Origin of the sequence: Mycetocola sp. (assembly GCF_025464835.1) — a bacterium.
Classification (GTDB): domain Bacteria; phylum Actinomycetota; class Actinomycetes; order Actinomycetales; family Microbacteriaceae; genus Mycetocola_A.
Genome location: NZ_JAODMP010000047.1, coordinates 52,938 through 72,966 on the forward strand (window position 1 = coordinate 52,938; position 20,029 = coordinate 72,966).

19 protein-coding genes and 1 tRNA gene are annotated in these 20,029 nt (G+C 66.0%); 13 read left to right on the plus strand and 7 right to left on the minus strand.

The genetic code is table 11. The features are described 5' to 3' along the window. Positions 1-17 precede the first annotated feature (17 nt). The 7 genes from gabT to JWP90_RS05885 all read left to right on the plus strand — a co-directional run bounded on the left by gabT (position 18) and on the right by JWP90_RS05885 (position 9,635). Positions 18-1,364: a 4-aminobutyrate--2-oxoglutarate transaminase gene (gabT, locus tag JWP90_RS05855; RefSeq protein ID WP_297360981.1), complete on the plus strand. Its 1,347-nt coding sequence runs from the start codon at positions 18-20 to the stop codon at positions 1,362-1,364. Then, positions 1,361-2,842 (plus strand): NAD-dependent succinate-semialdehyde dehydrogenase, encoded by a 1,482-nt coding sequence (locus JWP90_RS05860; RefSeq protein ID WP_297360984.1) that lies wholly within the window; start codon positions 1,361-1,363, stop codon positions 2,840-2,842. The genes gabT and JWP90_RS05860 overlap by 4 nt, the downstream gene beginning before the upstream one ends. Before the next feature lie 31 nt (positions 2,843-2,873). Continuing rightward, complete coding sequence (locus JWP90_RS05865) at positions 2,874-4,295, plus strand: gamma-aminobutyraldehyde dehydrogenase (RefSeq protein WP_297360986.1); 1,422 nt, start codon at positions 2,874-2,876, stop codon at positions 4,293-4,295. An 88-nt stretch (positions 4,296-4,383) separates the two neighbouring features. Continuing rightward, the gene (locus JWP90_RS05870) at positions 4,384-5,793 is read left to right on the plus strand and encodes an NAD(P)/FAD-dependent oxidoreductase (protein WP_297360989.1); all 1,410 of its coding nucleotides are present in this window, start codon (positions 4,384-4,386) and stop codon (positions 5,791-5,793) included. A gap of 48 nt (positions 5,794-5,841) precedes the next feature. Further along, positions 5,842-6,708 (plus strand): universal stress protein, encoded by an 867-nt coding sequence (locus JWP90_RS05875; RefSeq protein ID WP_297360992.1) that lies wholly within the window; start codon positions 5,842-5,844, stop codon positions 6,706-6,708. A gap of 26 nt (positions 6,709-6,734) precedes the next feature. Further along, on the plus strand, positions 6,735-8,276 hold the full coding sequence (locus JWP90_RS05880) for an APC family permease (protein WP_297360995.1): 1,542 nt from the start codon (positions 6,735-6,737) through the stop codon (positions 8,274-8,276). Positions 8,277-8,384: 108 nt separating this feature from the next. Further along, positions 8,385-9,635 carry an APC family permease gene (locus JWP90_RS05885; RefSeq protein WP_297360998.1) on the plus strand — a complete coding sequence of 417 codons (1,251 nt, stop codon included), beginning with the start codon at positions 8,385-8,387 and terminating at the stop codon, positions 9,633-9,635. Between the two features lie 75 nt (positions 9,636-9,710). Here the strand turns inward: JWP90_RS05885 and JWP90_RS05890 are convergent, their stop codons facing one another. From JWP90_RS05890 to JWP90_RS05900, 3 genes are all read right to left on the minus strand, one after another. Beyond that, positions 9,711-10,034, minus strand: coding sequence for a hypothetical protein (locus tag JWP90_RS05890; RefSeq protein ID WP_297361001.1), 324 nt, complete (start codon positions 10,032-10,034; stop codon positions 9,711-9,713). Between the two features lie 176 nt (positions 10,035-10,210). Further along, positions 10,211-10,699, minus strand: coding sequence for a YajQ family cyclic di-GMP-binding protein (locus tag JWP90_RS05895; protein ID WP_297361003.1), 489 nt, complete (start codon positions 10,697-10,699; stop codon positions 10,211-10,213). A gap of 126 nt (positions 10,700-10,825) precedes the next feature. Beyond that, positions 10,826-11,842, minus strand: a complete 1,017-nt coding sequence (locus tag JWP90_RS05900; protein WP_297361006.1) for a LacI family DNA-binding transcriptional regulator — start codon at positions 11,840-11,842, stop codon at positions 10,826-10,828. A gap of 135 nt (positions 11,843-11,977) precedes the next feature. Here JWP90_RS05900 and JWP90_RS05905 point away from each other — a divergent pair, with 135 nt between their 5' ends. From JWP90_RS05905 to JWP90_RS05915, 3 genes are all read left to right on the plus strand, one after another. After that, entirely contained in the window at positions 11,978-12,874 is an 897-nt protein-coding gene (locus JWP90_RS05905) for a PfkB family carbohydrate kinase (RefSeq protein ID WP_297361009.1), read from the plus strand. 88 nt (positions 12,875-12,962) lie between these two features. Further along, positions 12,963-13,044 (plus strand) — tRNA-Tyr (locus tag JWP90_RS05910). Between the two features lie 81 nt (positions 13,045-13,125). Then, positions 13,126-13,506, plus strand: coding sequence for a hypothetical protein (locus tag JWP90_RS05915; RefSeq protein ID WP_297361014.1), 381 nt, complete (start codon positions 13,126-13,128; stop codon positions 13,504-13,506). Positions 13,507-13,591: 85 nt separating this feature from the next. Here JWP90_RS05915 and JWP90_RS05920 read toward each other — a convergent pair whose 3' ends face one another. Together JWP90_RS05920 and JWP90_RS05925 are read right to left on the minus strand one after the other, a co-directional pair. Continuing rightward, complete coding sequence (locus tag JWP90_RS05920; RefSeq protein WP_297361017.1) at positions 13,592-13,843, minus strand: hypothetical protein; 252 nt, start codon at positions 13,841-13,843, stop codon at positions 13,592-13,594. A 188-nt stretch (positions 13,844-14,031) separates the two neighbouring features. Beyond that, the gene (locus tag JWP90_RS05925; RefSeq protein ID WP_297361019.1) at positions 14,032-14,607 is read right to left on the minus strand and encodes an NADPH-dependent FMN reductase; all 576 of its coding nucleotides are present in this window, start codon (positions 14,605-14,607) and stop codon (positions 14,032-14,034) included. Between the two features lie 96 nt (positions 14,608-14,703). On the opposite strand from JWP90_RS05925, the gene JWP90_RS05930 reads away from it, so the two are divergent. The 3 genes from JWP90_RS05930 (at position 14,704) to JWP90_RS05940 (ending at position 17,564) form a co-directional block, all read left to right on the plus strand. Then, positions 14,704-15,252, plus strand: a complete 549-nt coding sequence (locus JWP90_RS05930; protein WP_297361022.1) for a MarR family winged helix-turn-helix transcriptional regulator — start codon at positions 14,704-14,706, stop codon at positions 15,250-15,252. Positions 15,253-15,306: 54 nt separating this feature from the next. Further along, the gene (locus JWP90_RS05935; protein WP_297361025.1) at positions 15,307-16,122 is read left to right on the plus strand and encodes an inositol monophosphatase family protein; all 816 of its coding nucleotides are present in this window, start codon (positions 15,307-15,309) and stop codon (positions 16,120-16,122) included. Between the two features lie 95 nt (positions 16,123-16,217). Continuing rightward, positions 16,218-17,564 (plus strand): APC family permease, encoded by a 1,347-nt coding sequence (locus JWP90_RS05940; protein WP_297361028.1) that lies wholly within the window; start codon positions 16,218-16,220, stop codon positions 17,562-17,564. A gap of 83 nt (positions 17,565-17,647) precedes the next feature. Here the strand turns inward: JWP90_RS05940 and JWP90_RS05945 are convergent, their stop codons facing one another. Continuing rightward, positions 17,648-18,178 (minus strand): VIT1/CCC1 transporter family protein, encoded by a 531-nt coding sequence (locus JWP90_RS05945; protein WP_297361074.1) that lies wholly within the window; start codon positions 18,176-18,178, stop codon positions 17,648-17,650. A 115-nt stretch (positions 18,179-18,293) separates the two neighbouring features. Beyond that, the gene (locus tag JWP90_RS05950) at positions 18,294-20,000 is read right to left on the minus strand and encodes a glycoside hydrolase family 13 protein (RefSeq protein ID WP_297361030.1); all 1,707 of its coding nucleotides are present in this window, start codon (positions 19,998-20,000) and stop codon (positions 18,294-18,296) included. Between the last annotated feature and the right edge of the window lie 29 nt (positions 20,001-20,029).

Here is a 20,029-nt window from a genome sequence, read left to right on the forward strand (position 1 = left end):
AAAGGAGAACGACAACGATGACCCTCACCACGACCGCCATCGGCGGGCCCGCGCTCGCCCAGGAACGCCGGATCGTGACCGCGATTCCGGGGCCGCGATCCGAGGCGCTGATGGCTCGCAAGAACAGCGCCGTCGCATCCGCTGTCGGGACCACCATGCCGGTCTTCGCGCAGGCGGCGGGCGGCGGAGTTGTCGTCGACGTCGACGACAACTCGTTCATCGACCTCGGCTCGGGAATCGCCGTGACCGGCGTGGGGAACAGCGCGCCGCGCGTGGTCGAAGCGGTCCAGGCGCAGGTTGCGGCGTTCACGCACACCTGCTTCATGATCACGCCGTACGACTCCTACGTCGAGGTAGCGGAAAAGCTCAACGAGCTGACGCCGGGCGATCACGAGAAGCGCAGCGCGCTGTTCAACTCCGGTGCCGAAGCCGTCGAGAACGCGATCAAGGTGGCTCGCAGCTACACCGGCAAGCAAGCCGTCGTCGCGTTCGACCACGCTTACCACGGCCGTACGAACCTCACCATGGCCCTCACCGCCAAGTCGATGCCGTACAAGAGCGGCTTCGGGCCGTTCGCCTCCGAAATCTACCGTGCCCCGATGTCCTACCCGTTCCGAGACGGACTCAGCGGGCCGGAGGCCGCGAAACGCGCCATCTCGATGATCGAGAAGCAGATCGGGGCGGCGAACCTCGCCGCCATCATCCTCGAACCGATCCAGGGTGAGGGCGGATTCATCGTGCCAGCGGAGGGGTTCTTGCCCTCCCTGGTCGAGTGGGCCCGGGCGAACGACGTCGTGTTCATCGCCGATGAGGTGCAGACCGGTTTCGCCCGCACCGGAGACATGTTCGCGAGCGAGCACGAAGGAATCGTGCCTGACATCGTCGTGACCGCAAAAGGTATCGCCGGCGGGCTGCCGCTGTCGGCGATCACCGGCAGGGCCGAGATCCTCGACGCGACCCACGCAGGCGGCCTCGGTGGAACGTACGGCGGCAACCCGCTGGCCTGCGCGGCCGCACTCGCCGCCATCGATACCTACGTCGAGGACGACCTCGCCGCGGCGGCGCGGCGGATCGGCAGCACAATCGTCGATCGGTTCACCGCAGCCCAGGCAACCGACCCACGCATCGGCGACATCCGGGGCCGAGGCGCGATGATCGCCATCGAGATCGTCGACCCGGGAACGAACGAGCCGGATGCCGCGTTGACCGGCCGCGTCGCAAAGGCGTGCCACGCGGAGGGAGTCATCGTGCTCACCTGCGGGACGTACGGAAACGTCATCCGCTTCCTCCCGCCCCTCTCAATTTCTGCCGAGCTGCTCACCGAGGGGCTCGACGTCGTCCTCACCGCATTGGAGAACGCATGACCACCCAGACCGACCTGCAGCAGAGTACCGCCCAGCAGGACTTGCTCGCGAAGGTACCGACCGGCCTCTTCATCGGCGGCGAATGGCGCCAGACCGAGAAGACCATCGATGTCTTCGACCCGTCGACAGGCGGCCTGCTCGCATCGATCGCCGACGCATCCGCCGCCGACGCCACCGCGGCACTCGACGCCGCTGTCGCCGTGCAGGACGAGTGGGCGGCCACCGCTCCACGCACACGCTCGAACATCCTCCGCACGGCGTTCGACCTGATGCAGGAACGCCGGGACGAATTCGCCCTCCTCATGACGCTGGAGATGGGTAAACCCCTCGCCGAGTCCAACGGTGAAGTCACCTACGGCGGGGAGTTCCTGCGCTGGTTCAGCGAAGAGGCCGTGCGGATCACCGGCCGGTACGGCACCAACCCTGAAGGCACCGGCCGCATGATCGTGTCGCAGCACCCCGTCGGACCCTGCTACCTCATCACCCCGTGGAACTTCCCGCTCGCGATGGCCACCCGCAAGATCGCCCCCGCCCTTGCCGCCGGCTGTACCGTCATCATCAAGCCGGCCTCGCTGACGCCGCTGACCACCCTGTACTTCGCGAAGCTGCTCGAAGAGGCAGGGGTGCCCGCGGGCGTCGTCAACGTGCTCACCACCTCCTCGTCCGGCGCCGTCACCGAACCACTGCTCGACGACCCCCGCCTCCGCAAGCTGAGCTTCACCGGATCCACTCCGGTCGGGCAGAAGCTCATCCAGCAGTCGGCGAAGAACATCCTCCGCACATCGATGGAGTTGGGCGGCAACGCCCCGTTCGTCGTCTTCGACGACGCCGACCTCGACAAAGCCGTCGACGGTGCCCTCGCCGCCAAGTTCCGCAACATCGGACAGGCCTGCACCGCCGCAAACCGGTTCATCGTACACGCGTCGATCGTTGAGGAATTCGCCCGCCGGGTAACCGAGCGGGTTCAGGGGTTCTCGATCGGTCGCGGCACCGAAGACGGCGTCACCATCGGCCCCCTCATCGACGACCGTGCGGTCAAGAAGGCCGGCGAACTCGTCGACGACGCCGTCGCGAAAGGCGCGACGCTGCTCATCGGCGGCAAGGCCGTCGACCGCGAAGGAACCTTCTACGAGCCGACCGTGATCACCGACGTTCAGCAGGGGTCGAAGATCCTCCGCGAGGAAATCTTCGGACCGGTTCTCGCGATCGTGCCGTTCACCGACGAAGCGGATGCCGTCCGGCTCGCCAACGACACCGAATACGGCCTCGTCAGTTACGTCTTCACGCAAGACCTCGCCCGCGGCCAGCGGATGATCGACAAACTGCAGACGGGCATGATGGGCCTGAACGTCGGCGTCATCTCGAACGCCGCAGCCCCCTTCGGCGGCGTGAAGCAGTCCGGTGTCGGCCGGGAGGGCGGATTCGAGGGAATCCACGAATACCTGTCGACCAAGTACACGATGACGCCGGCCACCTAGGCGCCACCGAAAAGTGATGGAAGGAAGAACAATGAAGTCGCTTCAGAACTACATCAACGGCTCGTTCGTCGACGCCGCAGGTTCCGAAACCATCGACGTGGTCAGCCCCGCAACGGGCGAGGTCGTCGCGGTGTCACCCGTCTCCACCGATCTCGACGTCGATGCGGCCTTCGGCGCAGCGCGAACCGCCTTCGCCACCTGGAAACGCACGACACCCAGCCAGCGTCAGGCCATGCTGCTGAAGATCGCGGATGCCATGGAGGCGAACGCCGAGGAACTCGTCGAAGCGCAGCACCGCAACACCGGGCAGCCACGGGAAGCCATTCGCGTCGAAGAGGTGATCACGGGCGCCGACCACCTGCGCTTCTTCGCCGGCGCCGCCCGGGTACTCGAAGGCAAGAGCGCCGGCGAGTACCTCGATGGTCACACGTCCTGGGTCCGCCGCGAACCGATCGGCGTCGTCGCCCAGGTCACCCCGTGGAATTACCCCCTCATGATGGCGATCTGGAAGATCGCTCCAGCACTGGCCGCAGGGAACACCGTCGTGCTCAAGCCGAGCGACACAACCCCGGAGTCCACCCTCGTCCTCGCCAGGCTGACGCAGGGCATCCTGCCGGAGGGTGTGCTCAACGTGGTCCTCGGGAACGCGTCGACGGGGCAGCTGATGACGGAGCATCCTGTGCCAGGGCTCGTGTCCATCACCGGTTCCGTCCGCGCGGGAATGGCGGTCGCGGCATCCGCGGCCAAGCACCTGCACCGGGCACACCTCGAACTCGGCGGGAAAGCGCCGGCGATCGTCTTCGCCGATGCCGACATCGCCGCGACGGCGGAAGGTGTTGCAGGGGCAGGATATTTCAACGCCGGGCAGGACTGCACCGCCGTGACCCGGGTTCTCGTCCACGAGTCGATCCACGACGAGTTCGTCGCCGAACTGGTCAAGGCGGCTGAGGCCACGAAGACGGGCGACGCTGAGGACCCCGATGCGTATTACGGACCACTCAACAACGCCTCCCACTTCGAGAAGGTGTCGACGGTGATCGACAGCCTGCCCGCCCACGCGAAAGTCGTCACGGGAGGCCACCGCGTCGGTGACACGGGCTTCTACTACGCCCCGACCGTCATCACCGGGGTCAACCAGATCGACGCCTGTGTGCAGGAGGAGACGTTCGGCCCGGTCCTGACGGTGCAGACCTTCTCCACCGAGGAGCAGGCAATCGAGATGGCGAACGACGTGCCGTACGCGCTCGCCTCGAGCGTCTGGACCAGCGATCATGGCACCGCATTGCGGGTGTCCCGCGACCTGGACTTCGGGGCCGTGTGGATCAACACCCACATCCTGCTTGCCGCGGAGATGCCCCACGGCGGGTTCAAGATGTCGGGTTACGGCAAGGACCTCTCGTCGTACGGGCTCGAGGACTACACCCGGATCAAGCATGTGATGTCGGCGCTGTAATGAACGCAGCTCATCACAGCGCCGAGATCGAGCGATCCGGCACGCTTGCCGGATCAGTCGAGATCAGCGTTACGAAATAAGGAGAACCGTGCAAGAAGAACTGCAACGCGACGTCGTCATCATCGGCGCCGGAGCATCCGGACTCACCGCCGCCACGAAACTGCGTGACGCCGGCCTGAGCGTCGCGGTGCTCGAGGCGCGCGATCGCGTGGGCGGGCGGCTGTGGACGAAGGACGTCGACGGCGCCACTCTCGAGATCGGCGGGCAGTGGGTTTCCCCGGACCAGGAGGCGCTGATCGAGACGCTCGCTGACCTCGGGCTGCAGACCTATTCGCGGTACCGGGACGGCGACAGCGTGTACATCAACGCGGTCGGGGAACTGACCCGGTTCACCGGGGAACTGTTCCCGGTGCGGGCGTCGACGCAGCGCGAGATGGAACGACTGATCCACGTGCTCGACGCTCTCGTCGCCGACATCGGCCCCAGGGCGCCGTGGGCGCACCCGATGGCGGAAGAACTCGACGCTGTCACCTGGCTGGAGTGGCTCGAGAGCCAGACCGACGACGTCGAAGCCCGCGACAACATCGCGCTCTTCGTCGCCGAGGCGATGATCACCAAGCCGGCGCACGCGTTCTCGGCGCTGCAGGCGGTCCTGATGGCGGCATCCGCCGGCAGTTTCTCCCACCTCGTCGACGCGGACTTCATCCTCGACAAGCGCGTGATCGGGGGACTGCAGCAGGTGCCACTGTTGCTCGCCCAGAAGCTGGGCGATGACGTGTTCCTCGGCCAGCCGGTGCGCAGGCTCGACTGGAGTGACACCGGCGTCACCGCTACGGCTGACGGCGTGACGGTGCACGCTCGACACGCGATCGTCGCCGTTCCGCCGAACCTGTATTCGCGGATCGACTTCCAGCCGCCGCTTCCGCGCCGCCAGCAGCAGATGCACCAGCACCTCTCGCTCGGCTTCGTCATCAAGGTCCACGCCGTTTACTCGACGCCGTTCTGGCGGGACGCCGGACTCTCCGGCACCTCGTTCAGCCCGTACGAGATCGTGCACGAGGCGTACGACAACACCAACCACGACGACCCGCGTGGAACCCTCGTCGGTTTCGTCTCCGACCGAAAAGCCGATGCTGTCTTCGGGCTCTCGGCCCAGGAACGCCAACGCGTCATCCTCACCTCCCTGTCGCACTATTACGGCGAGCAGGCCCTGCACCCTGTCGTCTATTACGAGAGCGACTGGGCGTCCGAGGAATGGACGCGAGGCGCTTACGCGGCGAGCTTCGACATGGGCGGCCTATCGCGCTACGGCGCCGACCTCCGCACGCCAGTCGGTCCGATCCACTGGTCGTGCAGCGATCTCGCCGCTGAGGGCTACCAGCACGTCGACGGCGCCATCCGCGTCGGGAGGGAAACCGCCGAGGCCATCCTCGCCCGGCACTCCGCCACGACGACGGCTCAGCCACAACCGGCCCAACCTCACGCCGCCCGTCACTGACCCTGCAACACCCGGCGACACCTGCTCGACCCGAATCGCAAAGGAGCGATGAGCCAGATGCGTTACATCGTTGGTTACACCGACACGCCAGCCGGCGCCGACGCGCTCGCGCTCGGGGTGCGGCTGGCGCGGTCCATGACTGCCACACTCGACATCGTCACCGTGCTGAGGAGTGAAGCCCGGCCGACGCTGGTGCCCTCGGATGCCGGTTACGAACGGTTCCTCCATGAAACAGCGCAGGGCTGGCTGAAGGACGCCGCCGCGGTCGTTCCGCGCGACGTCCCGTCGGAGGGGCACATCGTCTACGCCGAATCCTTCGCGCGGGGCCTTCTCGATGTCAGCCGGGACCTCGAAGGGTCGATGATCATCGTCGGGGCAGCCCGCGGTGGCCTGCTTGGCCGCGCCACCGTCGGCAGCGTGGCGAGCGCGCTGCTGCACTCCGCGGTCGTCCCGGTCGCCCTTGCCCCCGAGGGATCGGGTTCGACTGTCGGCCTGAACGGGCTCACTCGCATCACCTGCGCACTCGGAACCAGGGCCGGAGCCGATGAGCTGCTGGATGCCGCCGTCCTGGTCGCCCGCGCCGCCCACATCCCGCTGCGGCTGATCTCGCTCGTCACCCTTGACATGGACGACATGACCACCCCACCGGAGGTCGCCGAACGCGCCGCGACGCACGCGGAACAGGTGCTCGCCTACGCCGCCGAGCACCTGCCCAACGACCTCGATGTCGCCGTGCTGACGGCATCCGGGAATCGCGTCGAGGATGCGATCAAGCACGTGGACTGGGAACCGGAGGAGCTGGTCTTCGTCGGCTCCAGCCGTCTGGCCAAACCCCGCCACATCTTCCTGGGCACGACCGCGGCGAAGATGCTGCGTGAACTGCCTGTTCCCATGGTCGTGGTTCCCCGCGACTGAAGTTCTGACAATTGAGGATTGAATTCATGACCACAACGAAGCCCGCGACCGGGCTCTCCAAGAAGGGACTGAGCGCTGGCTCGGTCGGCCTGATCGGCGCGATCGTCATCGGCATCTCGTGTATCGCTCCCGCGTACACGATGACCGCGGCGCTCGGGCCTACCGTGTCCGAAGTGGGCCTGCAGGTGCCCGCGATCATCCTCGTCGGCTTCATCCCGATGCTCCTCGTTGCCTTCGGTTACCGGGAACTGAACCGTGCCATGCCCGACAGCGGAACGTCGTTCACCTGGGCCACTCGGGCGTTCGGGCCGTGGATCGGCTGGATGGCCGGCTGGGGTCTGATCGCGGCGACCATCCTCGTTCTGTCGAACCTGGCAGGCATCGCCGTTGACTTCTTCTACCTGATGCTCGCGCAGATCTTCAACAACCCGGATCTCGCGGACCTCGCCCTCAACCCGTTCATCAACGTCGTCACCTGCCTCGCCTTCATGCTCGGCGCCACCGCGATCTCCTACCGTGACATGCGGACCACCCAGAAAGTGCAGTACGTGCTGGTCGGTTTCCAACTGCTCGTCCTCGTTCTCTTCGGTATCGTCGCTTTCATCCACGTCGCCAACGGCACCGCGTTCGATGCGACACCGATCAGCCTGGAGTGGTTCAACCCGTTCGCCGTGGAGTCGTTCAGCGCATTCGCCGCGGGTCTTTCCCTGTCGATCTTCATCTTCTGGGGCTGGGACGTCACACTCACGATGAACGAGGAGACGAAGGGATCCCGCTCCACACCGGGGCGCGCCGCCACACTCACGGTGATCATCATCGTCGTCCTCTACCTGCTCATCGCCACCGCGTCGATCAGCTTCGCCGGCATCGGAACCGGCGAGTTCGGGCTCGGCAACGAGGACATCCAGGGCAACGTCTTCTTCGCGCTCGCCGGGCCGGTCCTCGGACCCCTCGCCATCCTCGTCTCCATCGCCGTGCTCTCCAGCTCAGCTGCCTCGCTGCAGTCGACGTTCGTGTCGCCCGCCCGCACGCTGCTCGCGATGGGCCACTACGGCGCTTTGCCGTCGAACTTCGCGCGGGTGAGCCCCCGGTTCCTGACGCCTGGCTACGCGACGATTGTGTCGAGCGTAGTGGCATCCGCTTTCTACGCGATCATGCGATTCGTCTCTGAAGACGTGCTCTGGGACACGATCACGGCGCTTGGCATGATGATCTGCTTCTACTACGGCATCACGGCATTCGCAGTGGTCTGGTATTTCCGCAAGCAGTTCCTGGCATCGGCTCGGAACGTCTTCTTCCAGTTGCTGTTCCCGCTGCTCGGAGGGGTCATTCTCGCCGTGCTGTTCTTCACCACGATCATCGACAGCATGGACCCGGATTATGGCAGCGGCTCGAACATCGGCGGAGTGGGCCTTGTGTTCATCCTCGGGATGGGCGTCATTCTGTCTGGCATCGTGATCATGATCATCCAGGCAATCCGCCGGCCGGCGTTCTTCCGCGGTGAGACGCTCTCTGTGGGAGTCTCCAACGGCGCGGAGGACGACGCGCTCGACGAGCTGCCGGTGTAGCAGCACTCGAGGTGCCCACTTCCGCGGGTGTCACGGCGACGACACCCGTGGAAGCGGGCACCTCGTGGTGTCACCCGCCGTTTACTCCAATGTGGTTGAGTGATGGCCGTGACACAGCATCCACGACTCTCACGGCGCCTTGGGCTCGGCGATGCCATTTTCATCGGCCTCGGCTCGATGATCGGAGCCGGTGTCTTCGCCGCCTTCGCCCCCGCAGCGGCGACGGCCGGCTGGGGGCTGCTCGTCGGTCTGGTCGTTGCCGCGATCATCGCCTACTGCAACGCGACCGCGTCCGCCCAGCTCGCCGCCGAATACCCGTCATCCGGGGGCACCTACCTGTACGGCAGGGAACGCCTCGGTGAGTGGTGGGGCTTCGCCGCGGGGTGGAGCTTCGTGATCGGCAAAACCGCGAGCTGTGCGGCCATGGCTCTCACCTTCGCCGCGTACGCCGCCCCGGCCGGCTGGGGAAAACCGGTTGCAGCGCTCGCGGTCGCCTGCCTCGTGCTCGTCAACTACTTCGGCGTGACCCGCACAGCGTTGGTGACGAGAATCCTCGTCGTCGTGTCGCTCCTCGTGCTCACGGTGGTTGTGGCGGCTGGGCTTGCCTCGCCGCCCGCGGCACCGGAGGTGTCGGGTGCATGGCCTGCTGGGATGTTCGACGCGGGCGTCTACGGCATCCTGCAGTCGGCTGGCCTGCTCTTCTTCGCCTTCGCCGGTTATGCGCGCATCGCGACGATGGGGGAGGAAGTCCGCGATCCGACGCGCACCATCCCCCGCGCCATCCTGGCCGCGCTGGGGATCGTGGTCGTGGTGTACGCCATTGTCGCGGTCGTCGCCCTTCGAACGCTCGGGCCCGCGAAGCTCGGGTTGTCGGCAGCGCCGCTCGTCGACGTGGTCGTCGCGGGAGGCTGGGACTGGGCGACGCCGGTGGTTCAGGTCGGGGCTGCGGCCGCGTCACTCGGGGCGCTGCTGGCGCTCATCGCCGGTATCGGACGGACGAGCCTCGCCATGGCGCGGGAAGGGGACCTGCCGCGCTTCCTGGAGGCGGTGCATCCGCGTTACCGCGTTCCCCACCGTGCCGAACTCGCGCTCGGGGCGATCGTGATCGTCGTCGTTCTCCTCGCCGATCTCCGTGGTGCTATCGCGTTCTCGTCCTTCGGGGTGCTGTTGTACTACTTCATCGCGAACCTGGCGGCGCTGGGGCAGGAGAGCTCGGTGCGCCGCTTCCCGCGGTGGCTGCAGGTGGTCGGTATGGCCGGATGCCTCCTGCTCGTTGCGATGTTGCCCCCGCTCGGGATCGCGGCAGGCGTCGCGGTGCTGGCGGTCGGCCTCGGAGGTCGGCTGCTGTTGCGGCGGTAACCGCATCGAGTTGCCCGGTATCGCGGGTATCGCGGGACCGGAACCCGTGAGAGTGGGCAACTCGTGACAGGGAGGCTACCTGCGGTAGGACGCCACCGTGGCGTCGAGGGCGGTACCCCATGCGGTCGCGCTCACGCCGAGCTCCGGTTCGGTCTCGGTCGCATTGGAGAAGAACGGCATCCGGAACTGGTAGCTCGACGCCGCGACCTCCCGCAGCACCGGGTTGAACACGCCGAGGGCCCGGATCAGCCTCGTCGGCAGCCCCGAGATCGACCCTGAGACCCCATAGCGTTCATCGACCTGGCGGCAGATCTCGGTGCGGCTGAGGTTCGTGGCGGCCGGGACATGCCAGATGCGGGACCAGTCGCCCATGTATCCGGCGGCGGCGAGGACCGTCACTGCGAAATCTGGCAGGTACGCCCAACTGTGCGGCTGGGCCGGGTCCCCGATGGCCCATGAGCGTCTGCTCGCCAGGATCGATGCGGGGCACGATGTCCACGAGAACCGGCCCGATGCGTTCGTGTCCGCTGTGCTCGGGTGGCTCGACGAGAGAAGAGGGGCTGCCCTGCCCTGACTCAGCGGAAGTTGATGAACTGCAGGTCGATGTCGAGGTCCTTGCCCTTGAGCAAGGCGATCGTCTCCTGGAGGTCGTCACGGCTCTTCGACTGCACTCGCAGTTCGTCACCCTGGATCTGGCTCTTGACACCCTTGGGGCCTTCGTCGCGGATGAGCTTGTTGATCTTCTTCGCGTTCTCCTGCGTAATGCCGTCCTTGAGTTCCGCTTCGATGCGGTACTCCTTGCCGCTCGCGTACGGGTCGCCGGCGTCGAGGCTCTTGAGCGAGATGCCCCGCTTGATGAGCTTGGTCTGGAAGACGTCGAGGATCGCCTTTACGCGCTCCTCGCTGTTCGCCTTCATGAGGATCTTGTCGCCGGACTGCGCGATCGACGCCCCGGTGCCCTTGAAGTCGTAGCGCTGCTCGATCTCCTTGTGCGCCTGGTGGAGGGCGTTGTCCGCCTCCATCTTGTCGACCTTCGAAACCACGTCAAACGATGAATCAGCCATGGCCCCATGGTACGTGCTTCCGCGGCGGACGGGGCCGGACGCACTGCCGCCGACGATTTCACGCGATCCGGACCGAAACATCCGGTACACCGAGTGAGTTCGCCCGCAACGCGTGAACGCGACGCGCTACGCGGCCGGCCTGGCCGTCGAGGACCTCACGATGAGTTCGTACGGCAGTGGCACACCGGCACTCTCCGGAGCCCCTGCTGCCGGTTCGAGCAGCTGCATGAGCGCCTCAACGGCGTGCTCCCCCTGACGGCGTGGGAACTGCGCCACCGTCGTGAGGCCGAAGAACGCTGACAGCTGATGATCGTCGATGCCGACCACTGAGAGGTCCTGCGGTACATGAAGGCCAAGATCCCGCGCGGCGAGGATCGTTCCGATCGCCATTTCGTCCGAGGAGGCCACGATCGCGGTCGGCCGGATGTGCGGGCTGCCCAGCAATTGTTCGGCTGCCTCGTAGCCGCCGGGCAGGGTGAAGTCGGCTGGGCGGAACAGCGTCGCATCGACCGGCACACCGGCATCACGTAACGCACCCTCGTAACCGATGCGCCGGTTGGACGGGAGGTGGAAATCGAGGTCGAACTCCTCGCCGCCGCCGATGTGGGCGATGCGAGTGTGTCCGAGACCGAGCAGATGCTCGGTGGCAAGCCGTGCGACGGCGACATCATCCATGGTGAGGCTGAACACGCCGGCGATCGGCCCACCGACCCCGATCAGTGGTTTGCCCATGGCATGCAGGCTCGACACTTCCTCCTCGGTGAGTTCGAGACCGATGGCGATGACCGCGTCGACCCGCTGCCGCAGCAGGAAGTGGTCGAAGACGCTCTTGCGTTCATCGCCACCCCCGGCGAGGTTGTAGAGGGTGAGATCGTAGCCGAGGCGGAGAAGCGCGCTCTCCGCTCCTTCGATGACGGATGCGAAGAACCAGTGATTGAGAAACGGCACAACGACACCGACGTTGCGGGTCCTGCCTGAGGCGAGGCTCGATGCGTTCGAGGACACGACGTAGTCGAGGTCTGCGGCGGCCTTGGCCACTTTCAGTCGTGTGGCATCCGAAACATAACCACGGCCGCTGAGCGCGCGCGACACCGTCGCCGTTGAGACGCCCGCGCGACGCGCTACCTCGTCGATGCCCGCCATAGGACCCCTTTGGGTAAGAGTGGTGCCAGTGGCCAGCATAGCGACGAGCCGGGCGGAGCCCTGCGACGGGCGCGTTTCATAGTGGCGCAGGGCACTCCCGTGTGCAACGCTCGGTAACGGACGAAAGGGGAGCGTATGCACAGGGATGACGAACGGGTCGTTGTGATCGGCGACGCGCTCATCGATGAGCTGCGGGATGCATCGGGGAGCCAGGATTTCGTGGGTGGCGCCGCGCTCAATGTTGCCGTGGGGTTGTCACGTCTCGGGGTGCCCACCACCCTCATCGCGATGATCGGTGACGACGCTGACGGGCAGCGTATTCGGGGCTTTCTCGACCAGTACGGCGTTCAGCTCCTTGCCACTCCCGGTCTGCTCGGCTCATCACGTGCCACAAGCGACCGCACCGAGGGGGAACCCCGCTACATCTTCAACGACGCTGCCCGCGCCCGCCGGATCGTTCTCGGTGACGAGGAGAGACTGGCCATCGCGGATGCTCGGCTGGTGGTGGTCAGCTGCTTCCCGTTCGACGACGACGAACAGTCGGCGGCGCTCGAGGACGCGGTGGCGAACCCTGGCCGGCGCTTGATCATCGACCCGAACCCGCGCGCCGGGATGCTCCACGACACCGCCAAATTTGTGTCGAACTTCGAGCGCCTGGCTGCGGCCTCCCTTCTCTGCAAAGTCGGCGATGAGGATGCGCAGTTGCTGTACGGCACGGATTTGCAGCAGCTCGTCGATCGTCTGAGGCAGGCCGGTGCGGCGAACGTTCTGGCGACCGCGGGCCGTGGCGGCGCATCCGTTTCGACTCTGACGGGAACGGTTTCACGACCCATCGCGGACCTTCCCGGCCTGGTCGTCGACACGATGGGGGCGGGGGATGCCGTGCTGGCGGCCGCCGTGCACACCCTCGTCATGGACAGCGTGCCTGCGGGCGGCGCGGAGTGGGGGCGTCTGCTCGAGAACGCCATGCTGATCGCCGCGCACACCTGCCGGCAGAACGGTGCGCTGTTGCAGTTGCCGCCGGTCGCCTGACGCGCCCGCCGATTCGCGGAAAACCACCGTCACGGAGTACTATTTTCAAGCGCCTTCGGTTGTCTGTACAAGTCGGTCGAGTGCGTCTGGCGAGTTACCCAAGCGGCCAAAGGGATCTGACTGTAAATCAGACTGCTCAGCATTCGGGGGTTCGAATCCCTCACTCGCCACGTCAGAAGCAACCGCAGATTCTGCCCCGGCCATCGGCCGGGGCTTTTCTGTTGTTTCGGCTACGAAAGAAAGAAGGAGACATGCCCCGAAATACCTTGATCGTCGGTGGAGTACTGATTGTGCTTGGTGTCATCAGCTACATTGCGTCAGCGTTCGCGAGCTGGACAGCGCTGATCCCGTCCATCCTCGGTGCCGTGCTCGTCGTCTGCGGACTACTCGCGCTGACGAAGCCGAAGCTCGGCATCCACATCGCGCTCGTCGTCGCCCTCCTCGGGCTGGCCGGCACCCTGATGAATGTTCTCAAACTCGGAGAGGTGTTCGCCGGGACTGCCGAGCGGCCGCTCGCCGTGATCGTCAGCGCCATCACTTTCGTGCTCCTGCTGATCTACATCGTTCTGGGTGTGCGGTCCTTCATCGCCGCACGGCGTTGGAGAAACCCGGATGCCGCGAGCCAGGTCTGAACAAACCGTATAACGCAAAGGGTCCCAGCCGAATCGGCTGGGACCCTTTGTTCTCGGCTGCAGCTCGAGGAAAGATCGTGTGCGGCTAGCGGAGGTCGGAGACTCTCACGGTCTCGACCTCGCTGCCCTCCGGCCCGGCGGCGGCCTGGTTCTTCTGTATGCCGGACAGGGTGGCGGCGATCAGGAAGATTGCCAGCGTCACGAGGATCCAGGCGTAGAGCCCGGCCATCCGCGCGAAGTGGGTGCGCTCAGGGGCAGCGGGGCGGATCGTCTCAAGGGGCCCGGTGTGGATCCTCGCGTTTTCGTCTGTGAAAGCTTCGCTGAAGGTACTCGACATATCGATTAAGGGTTCCTCACAAAGGTGCGGCGGAAGTTCTCGACCGATTGGCCACTCCGAAGTCCACCCTATGTTCCCCGCCTCGATCGGACGGTGGCTTGACTTTCTCCACAGATGTCGCGTACGGCATCCGTGAACCGAGACAGGGTGCCCCGCCGACGGCGGGACACCCTGTCAAAGGGAGATGCTTACGCGGAGACGAGCGCCTCGGCGCGGACGGCCTCGAGAGCCTTGGTCCACGGCACGAGCTGGTCGAGAACCGGTGCCAGCGTTGCGGCGGACAGCTCGGTCGGAGCGAAGGTGCTGAAGTTCTCGAAGTCGGTGAAGAGGCTGAACATGCCGGTCTTCTGGACGTGGGCGATCTGAAGTTCCGAGAGGATTCCCCGGAGGTGCTCGACGGCGCGAACGCCCATGGCTGAACCGTAGCCGACGATGCCGGCAGCCTTGTTGGCGAACTCGGCGTTCAGGTAGGACAGCGCGTTGGCAAGGGCCGGGGTGACGGTGTGGTTGTACTCACCGGTGATGAAGACGAAGCCGTCGAATTCGGCGACCTTCTCTGCCCAGACCTTGGTGTGGTCGTTCGTGTAGTTCTGGTACGCGGCGGGGTACGCCTCGTCGAGGAGCGGAAGGTTGAAGTCGGCAATGTCGACCAGTTCGAACTCTGCGTCCGAGCGCTGCTGCGCCTGTGCGAGTACCCACTCGGCAACGCCGCGGTTGACGCGGCCTGGACGGGTGCTTCCGGTGACGATGGCGATCTTAGTCATTGAAGACCTTTCCTTTAGTTGATGCGTCAATTACTCTGACAGGATAAGTGTGCCGGACTTTGATTGTCATGTCAACTAAATGGAGGGTGCCGGGCGATGAATGGAGACGACTCCCAGCCGACGCGCTGGCTGAACGAACGGGAACGGGAGATCTGGTTAGCCCTCCGCGAGTTCATCTGGGAGTTCCCGGCAGCCCTGGACCGGCAGCTTCAGCGAGACTCGGAGATGTCCATCGTCGAGTATTCGGTGCTCGCGGTGCTCTCGGAGTGCTCCGGCGCGCGCAAACGGGCCGGAGATCTCGCCTCCGACCTCGGCTGGGAGCGGAGTCGGTTGTCGCACCTGGTTCGGCGAATGGAGTCGAAGGGCGTTGTCGAGCGGATGCATTCGGACATCGATGGACGCGGTCAGGACGTCGTCCTGACCGCCGCGGGCTGGGCGGCGATCCGCGCTGCAGCACCGGGGCATGTGACTTTCGTTCGCGAGGCGGTGTTCGATGCGTTGACCCCCGCCGAACAGGACGTCCTGGAGTCCGCGCTGACTCGGATTCGAGCACGAATCGCTGAGGACGGACTCTGGGCCGGTACGGCGGGCCCGGCGTGCCCTCCGGTCGAACCGACGCCTGAGGACTGTGGCGTCGAGGCCTGATCCGGGATTCGTTCCGACAGGGGGTGCTCGGAGAAGTGGTCTAGCGTTGTAGCCATGACACGCGAGCTGCAGGACCTGGCCACCGAAATCGCACTGAAGGCCGGGGAGCTCATTCTGCGTCGCCGCACGGAAGGCGTCACCGTCGCCTCCACGAAAAGCTCCGCTGAGGACGTCGTCACTCTCGCCGATCACGAATCGGAAGCCCTCATCCGCGGCCTCCTGGCCGATGCTCGTCCCGATGACGGGTTCTTCGGCGAAGAGTCTGCGGCATCGTCGAGCACCAGCGGGTTGACCTGGGTTGTCGATCCGATCGACGGCACCGTCAACTATCTGTATGACATCCCGAACTATGCCGTCAGCATCGCTGTGGTCGAGGGGGAGCCGGACCCGCACACGTGGAAGGCGCTCGCCGCGACGGTGACCAATCCGGCAGCGGGTGAGACCTTCTCAGCGGCGCTCGGTGAAGGTGCCACACTCAACGGCCGGACCATCCGTGCGAACTCCGGGGTTCCAGCATCGCTCGCACTCCTCGGTACCGGATTCGCGTACAACGCCGATCGTCGGATCTGGCAGGCGGGTATCGTGCAGCATCTGATCGGCGAAGTGCGCGACATCCGCCGGATGGGGTCGGCCGAACTGGACCTCTGCTCGGTCGCGTGTGGCCGCCTCGATGGATACTACGAGCGTGGTCTCAACCCCTGGGATCACGCGGCTGGGGCGCTGATCGCGCAAGAGGCGGGTGCCCGCGTCGCCGGACTGCACGGCGCTGCAGCCAGTGCGGACTTCACTCTGGCCGCTGACCCCGTGCTCTTCGACGTCCTGCACGATCTCCTCATCGACGCGGGCGCCGAGGCATCCATTCTCGGCTGACCGCCATGCCCCATCCGGGGCGGTCACCGCAACCCCCCGCCCGCCGAATAGGGTCCTTCGCCGTGCCCTTCTAATGTGGCAGCCGGAGGAATCACATGACCGCTGCGGCATCGACACCAGGAACACCGGCGACGTCGGATGCGGGGCCGCCGACAAAACTGACGAGAAAGATCACGGGCCCCCTGCTCTTCCTCTTCATCCTGGGCGACGTGCTCGGGGCGGGAATCTACGCTCTCATGGGTGTGCTCTCCGGCGAAGTCGGTGGGGCGCTCTGGGCTCCTCTGTTGTTCGCCCTGTTGCTCGCCTTGCTCACTGCAGGTTCATACGCCGAGCTCGTGACCAAGTACCCGAGGGCCGGCGGCGCCGCCGTCTTCGCTGAGCGCGCGTTCAAGCTGCCGATCGTGTCGTTCCTCGTCGGTTTCAGCATGCTGGCCGCCGGGGTCACGAGTGCCGCCGGTCTGTCTCTTGCCTTTTCCGGGGAGTACCTGAGTACCTTCCTCGATGTGCCTCCGATCCCGGCGGCAATCGTCTTTCTCGCCCTGGTCGCCTGCCTCAACGCGCGCGGGATCAGCGAATCCCTCAAGAGCAATGTGGTGATGACCGTCATCGAAGTCAGCGGGCTCGTGATCGTGATCGTCGTCGTGGCCCTGATGCTGGGCAACGGACGCGGAGACGTCTCGCGGATCGGTCAATTCCCGGAGGGCTCGGTCCCGGCGGTCGCGACGCTCGGCGCTGCCATCATCGCGTACTACTCCTTCGTCGGGTTCGAGACCTCCGCCAACGTCGCCGAGGAGATCCGCAATCCGAGTCGCGTGTATCCGATGGCTTTGTTCGGCTCCCTGGCGACGGCCGGCGTTGTCTACATCCTCGTTGGGCTTGCGAGCGCGATCGCGCTGCCCGCCTCGGAGCTGTCTGAGTCGTCGGGCCCGTTGCTGGCGGTCGTCGCGGCATCCGGGGTCGGAGTGCCGGAGTGGCTGTTCAGCCTCATCGCGCTCGTCGCTGTCGCAAACGGTGCCCTGCTCACCATGATCATGTCCAGCCGGCTCGCCTTCGGCATGGCCGAGCACGGGCTGCTGCCCAGCCCACTGCGCCGCGTGCTGCCGAAGCGTCGGACGCCGTGGGTGGCCATCGTCGCCACGACCGTCGTCGCCATGCTGCTGACGCTGGTCGGTGACCTCAGCACGCTCGCCGAGACCGTCGTGCTTCTGCTGTTGTTCGTGTTCATCTCAACGAACGTCGCGGTGCTCGTCCTCCGCCGCGACAAGGTCGAGCACGAGCATTTCCGGGTCTGGACGATCGTCCCGATCCTCGGCGTGGCATCCTGCGTGCTGTTGCTCACCCAGCAGAGCGGTGAGGTCTGGCTGTTCGGCGGCATCCTGCTCGCCGTCGGCGCGGTTCTGTACTCCGTGGCCCGTCTGGTGCGCCGCTCGACGGCATCCTGACCTGGCCTCACTCAACAGCAGGCCCCCGAAAGGGCCCGTTCTTCCTGTTTGGCGTTCAGCTCATGCAGACTTCTCTGTCGGAGCTACGCGATAGTCGAGCCGAGGAGCGAACCGATCGCGAAGGTGGCCGCCAGGGCGAGTGCTCCTCCGACGACGACCCGGATCGTGGGCGGGAGCATCGGGCTCCCACCGTGCCAGGCACCGAGGGCGCCGGTGAGCGCCAGTGCGAGGAGGACGGCGGCGAACGTCATGGGAATCCGGGTATCCGCCGGGGGCAAGAGGATCGCCCGCATGGGCGGGATTGCTCCGATGGGGAGAGCCACAGCGGACGCGAGGGCGGCGTGCCACGGGTTGGCGATGTTCTCTTCGACGATGTTCAGTTCGAGGGAGAGGTGGGCGGCAGGGGGGTCCCGGTCGGTGAGTTCCACCGCCACCTGCCGTGCCGTTGGGTCCGAGAGCCCACGGACGCGAAGCATCCCGGTCAGCTCATCGAGTTCCTCCTCCGGCATCTCACGGAGTTCCCGTCGTTCCCTGGCGATGAGGGCGCGCTCGCTGGGCCGCTGTCTCTGTTGGCGCACAACTCCGCCAGAGTGCCGCCCTTCGGGCCGGAACAGGCGGTACAGCGGCCTGCGGCACCAGGTTGGCGGAGTTATGCGCTTCCAAGATTCTGCGAGGTCGAAAGAAAGGGGGCGGGCGGCCGAAAGCCGTCCGCCCCCAGGCAACCGGAACCTACCGGGTCCGCACCCAGATGGTGGCGTCCCCGCCGACGGATGCCCCGTCGAAGTCCGCGGACGTCAGGAGCAGGTCAGCGCCCTCGAATTCGGCAGGCAGAGCCAGGGGAGTGTCGCCGGTGTTCGCGATCACCGTGACCGGCCCGTTGCTGAAGGCGACAACGGGTTCCGGGAATCCCTCGAGCCAGCTGACCGAACCGAGCCCGAGCGTGTGCTCACGCCGGAGCCGCAACGCTTCACGGTAGAGCTCGAGGGTCGAACCCTCGACATCGACCTGGGCGTCGCGAGCGTAGCCGTCCCAGTCACCCGGCTGCGGAAGCCAGGCTGCACCGGTCGTGTTGAAGCCGTACGCGGGGGCGCCGGCCTCCCACGGAATCGGCACCCGGCATCCGTCACGGCCGTATCGCTCGCCGTTCGTGCGGAACCAGGTCGGGTCCTGACGGGCGGAGTCCGGCAGGTCGATGACCTCGGGCAGGCCGAGTTCCTCGCCCTGGTAGAGGTAGGCGCCACCGGGCAAAGCCAGCATGAGCGCGGATGCCGCACGAGCACGGCGCAGGCCGGTCTCCCGGATCGGCTGGCCAGGGCTCTTCGGCCCGATGCCGTGACCCTGAGGGTTCTCGGCCGTGAGCGCGAGCCGTGAGGCATGCCGGACCACGTCATGGTTCGACAGCACCCAGGTGCTCGGAGCGCCGACGGCGCCGAACGCCTCGAGCGACTCGTCGATGACAGAGCGCAGTGCGGATGCCTCCCACGGGGTTTCGAGGTACGGAAAGTTGAATGCCTGCTGCATTTCGTCCGGGCGTACCCACTTCGCCATCTTCGACAGCGGGTCGACCCATGCCTCGGCGCAGAGCACGCGGTCGCCCTCGTACTCCTCGAGGAGGAGGTGCCAGTCGCGGTAGATGTCGTGGACACCCTCCTGGCCCCAATACGGAGCGCCGCCGTCTTCATCGTTCGAGAAGTCGTCGATTCCCGGCTCGAGGCCGAGCGACGTGGTGCCGCCCATGCTGCCACCCTCGGCGGGCGGCGTGTAGTCGGGGAGGCCGTCGGCCTTGATCATGCCGTGGGCGACATCGACACGGAAGCCGTCGACACCACGGTCGAGCCAGAAGCGCAGCACCCCGCGGAACATCTCGCGCACTTCCTCATTGGCCCAGTCGAAGTCGGGCTGGCTGGAGTCGAAGATGTGCAGGTACCACTGGCCGGGTGAGCCGTCTGGGTTCGTCGTGCGGGTCCAGGCTGGGCCCCCGAAAACGCTCTGCCAGTTGTTCGGCTCGATATCGCCGTTCTCGCCCTTGCCGTCGCGGAACATGTAACGAGCTCGCTCCGGTGAGCCCGGCTCGGCCGCAAGCGCTGCCTGGAACCAGGGGTGCGCGTCTGAGGAGTGGTTGGGAACGAGGTCGACGATGACACGGATGCCGTACGCATGCGCCTGGGACGTCATCGCGTCGAAGTCGTCGAGAGTTCCGAAGATCGGGTCGACGTCGCAGTAGTCCGCAACGTCATAGCCTGCGTCCTTCTGGGGGCTCGTCATGAAGGGGGAGAGCCAGATCGCGTCGACCCCGAGCGACTGCAGCTCTGCGAGTCTGGACGTGATGCCGGGCAGGTCGCCCAGGCCGTCACCGTTGGCATCGGCGAAGGAACGAGGGTAGATCTGGTAAATGACGGCCGAGCGCCACCATTCTGTGCTGATACTCGAGTTCATGCCGCCCACTCTAAGCCCTGCGAGAAGTT

Excerpts from the sequence above, each read along its gene's own strand:
- JWP90_RS05930 (WP_297361022.1), top strand. The coding sequence starts at position 14,704 with ATGAATGGAGACGACTCCCAGCCGACGCGCTGGCTGAACGAACGGGAA.
- JWP90_RS05895 (WP_297361003.1), bottom strand. The coding sequence starts at position 10,699 with ATGGCTGATTCATCGTTTGACGTGGTTTCGAAGGTCGACAAGATGGAG.
- JWP90_RS05950 (WP_297361030.1), bottom strand. The coding sequence starts at position 20,000 with ATGAACTCGAGTATCAGCACAGAATGGTGGCGCTCGGCCGTCATTTAC.
- JWP90_RS05925 (WP_297361019.1), bottom strand. The coding sequence starts at position 14,607 with ATGACTAAGATCGCCATCGTCACCGGAAGCACCCGTCCAGGCCGCGTC.
- JWP90_RS05875 (WP_297360992.1), top strand. The coding sequence starts at position 5,842 with ATGAGCCAGATGCGTTACATCGTTGGTTACACCGACACGCCAGCCGGC.
- JWP90_RS05860 (WP_297360984.1), top strand. The coding sequence starts at position 1,361 with ATGACCACCCAGACCGACCTGCAGCAGAGTACCGCCCAGCAGGACTTG.
- JWP90_RS05940 (WP_297361028.1), top strand. The coding sequence starts at position 16,218 with ATGACCGCTGCGGCATCGACACCAGGAACACCGGCGACGTCGGATGCG.
- JWP90_RS05905 (WP_297361009.1), top strand. The coding sequence starts at position 11,978 with ATGCACAGGGATGACGAACGGGTCGTTGTGATCGGCGACGCGCTCATC.
- JWP90_RS05935 (WP_297361025.1), top strand. The coding sequence starts at position 15,307 with ATGACACGCGAGCTGCAGGACCTGGCCACCGAAATCGCACTGAAGGCC.
- JWP90_RS05920 (WP_297361017.1), bottom strand. The coding sequence starts at position 13,843 with ATGTCGAGTACCTTCAGCGAAGCTTTCACAGACGAAAACGCGAGGATC.
- JWP90_RS05915 (WP_297361014.1), top strand. The coding sequence starts at position 13,126 with ATGCCCCGAAATACCTTGATCGTCGGTGGAGTACTGATTGTGCTTGGT.
- JWP90_RS05900 (WP_297361006.1), bottom strand. The coding sequence starts at position 11,842 with ATGGCGGGCATCGACGAGGTAGCGCGTCGCGCGGGCGTCTCAACGGCG.
- gabT (WP_297360981.1), top strand. The coding sequence starts at position 18 with ATGACCCTCACCACGACCGCCATCGGCGGGCCCGCGCTCGCCCAGGAA.
- JWP90_RS05880 (WP_297360995.1), top strand. The coding sequence starts at position 6,735 with ATGACCACAACGAAGCCCGCGACCGGGCTCTCCAAGAAGGGACTGAGC.
- JWP90_RS05865 (WP_297360986.1), top strand. The coding sequence starts at position 2,874 with ATGAAGTCGCTTCAGAACTACATCAACGGCTCGTTCGTCGACGCCGCA.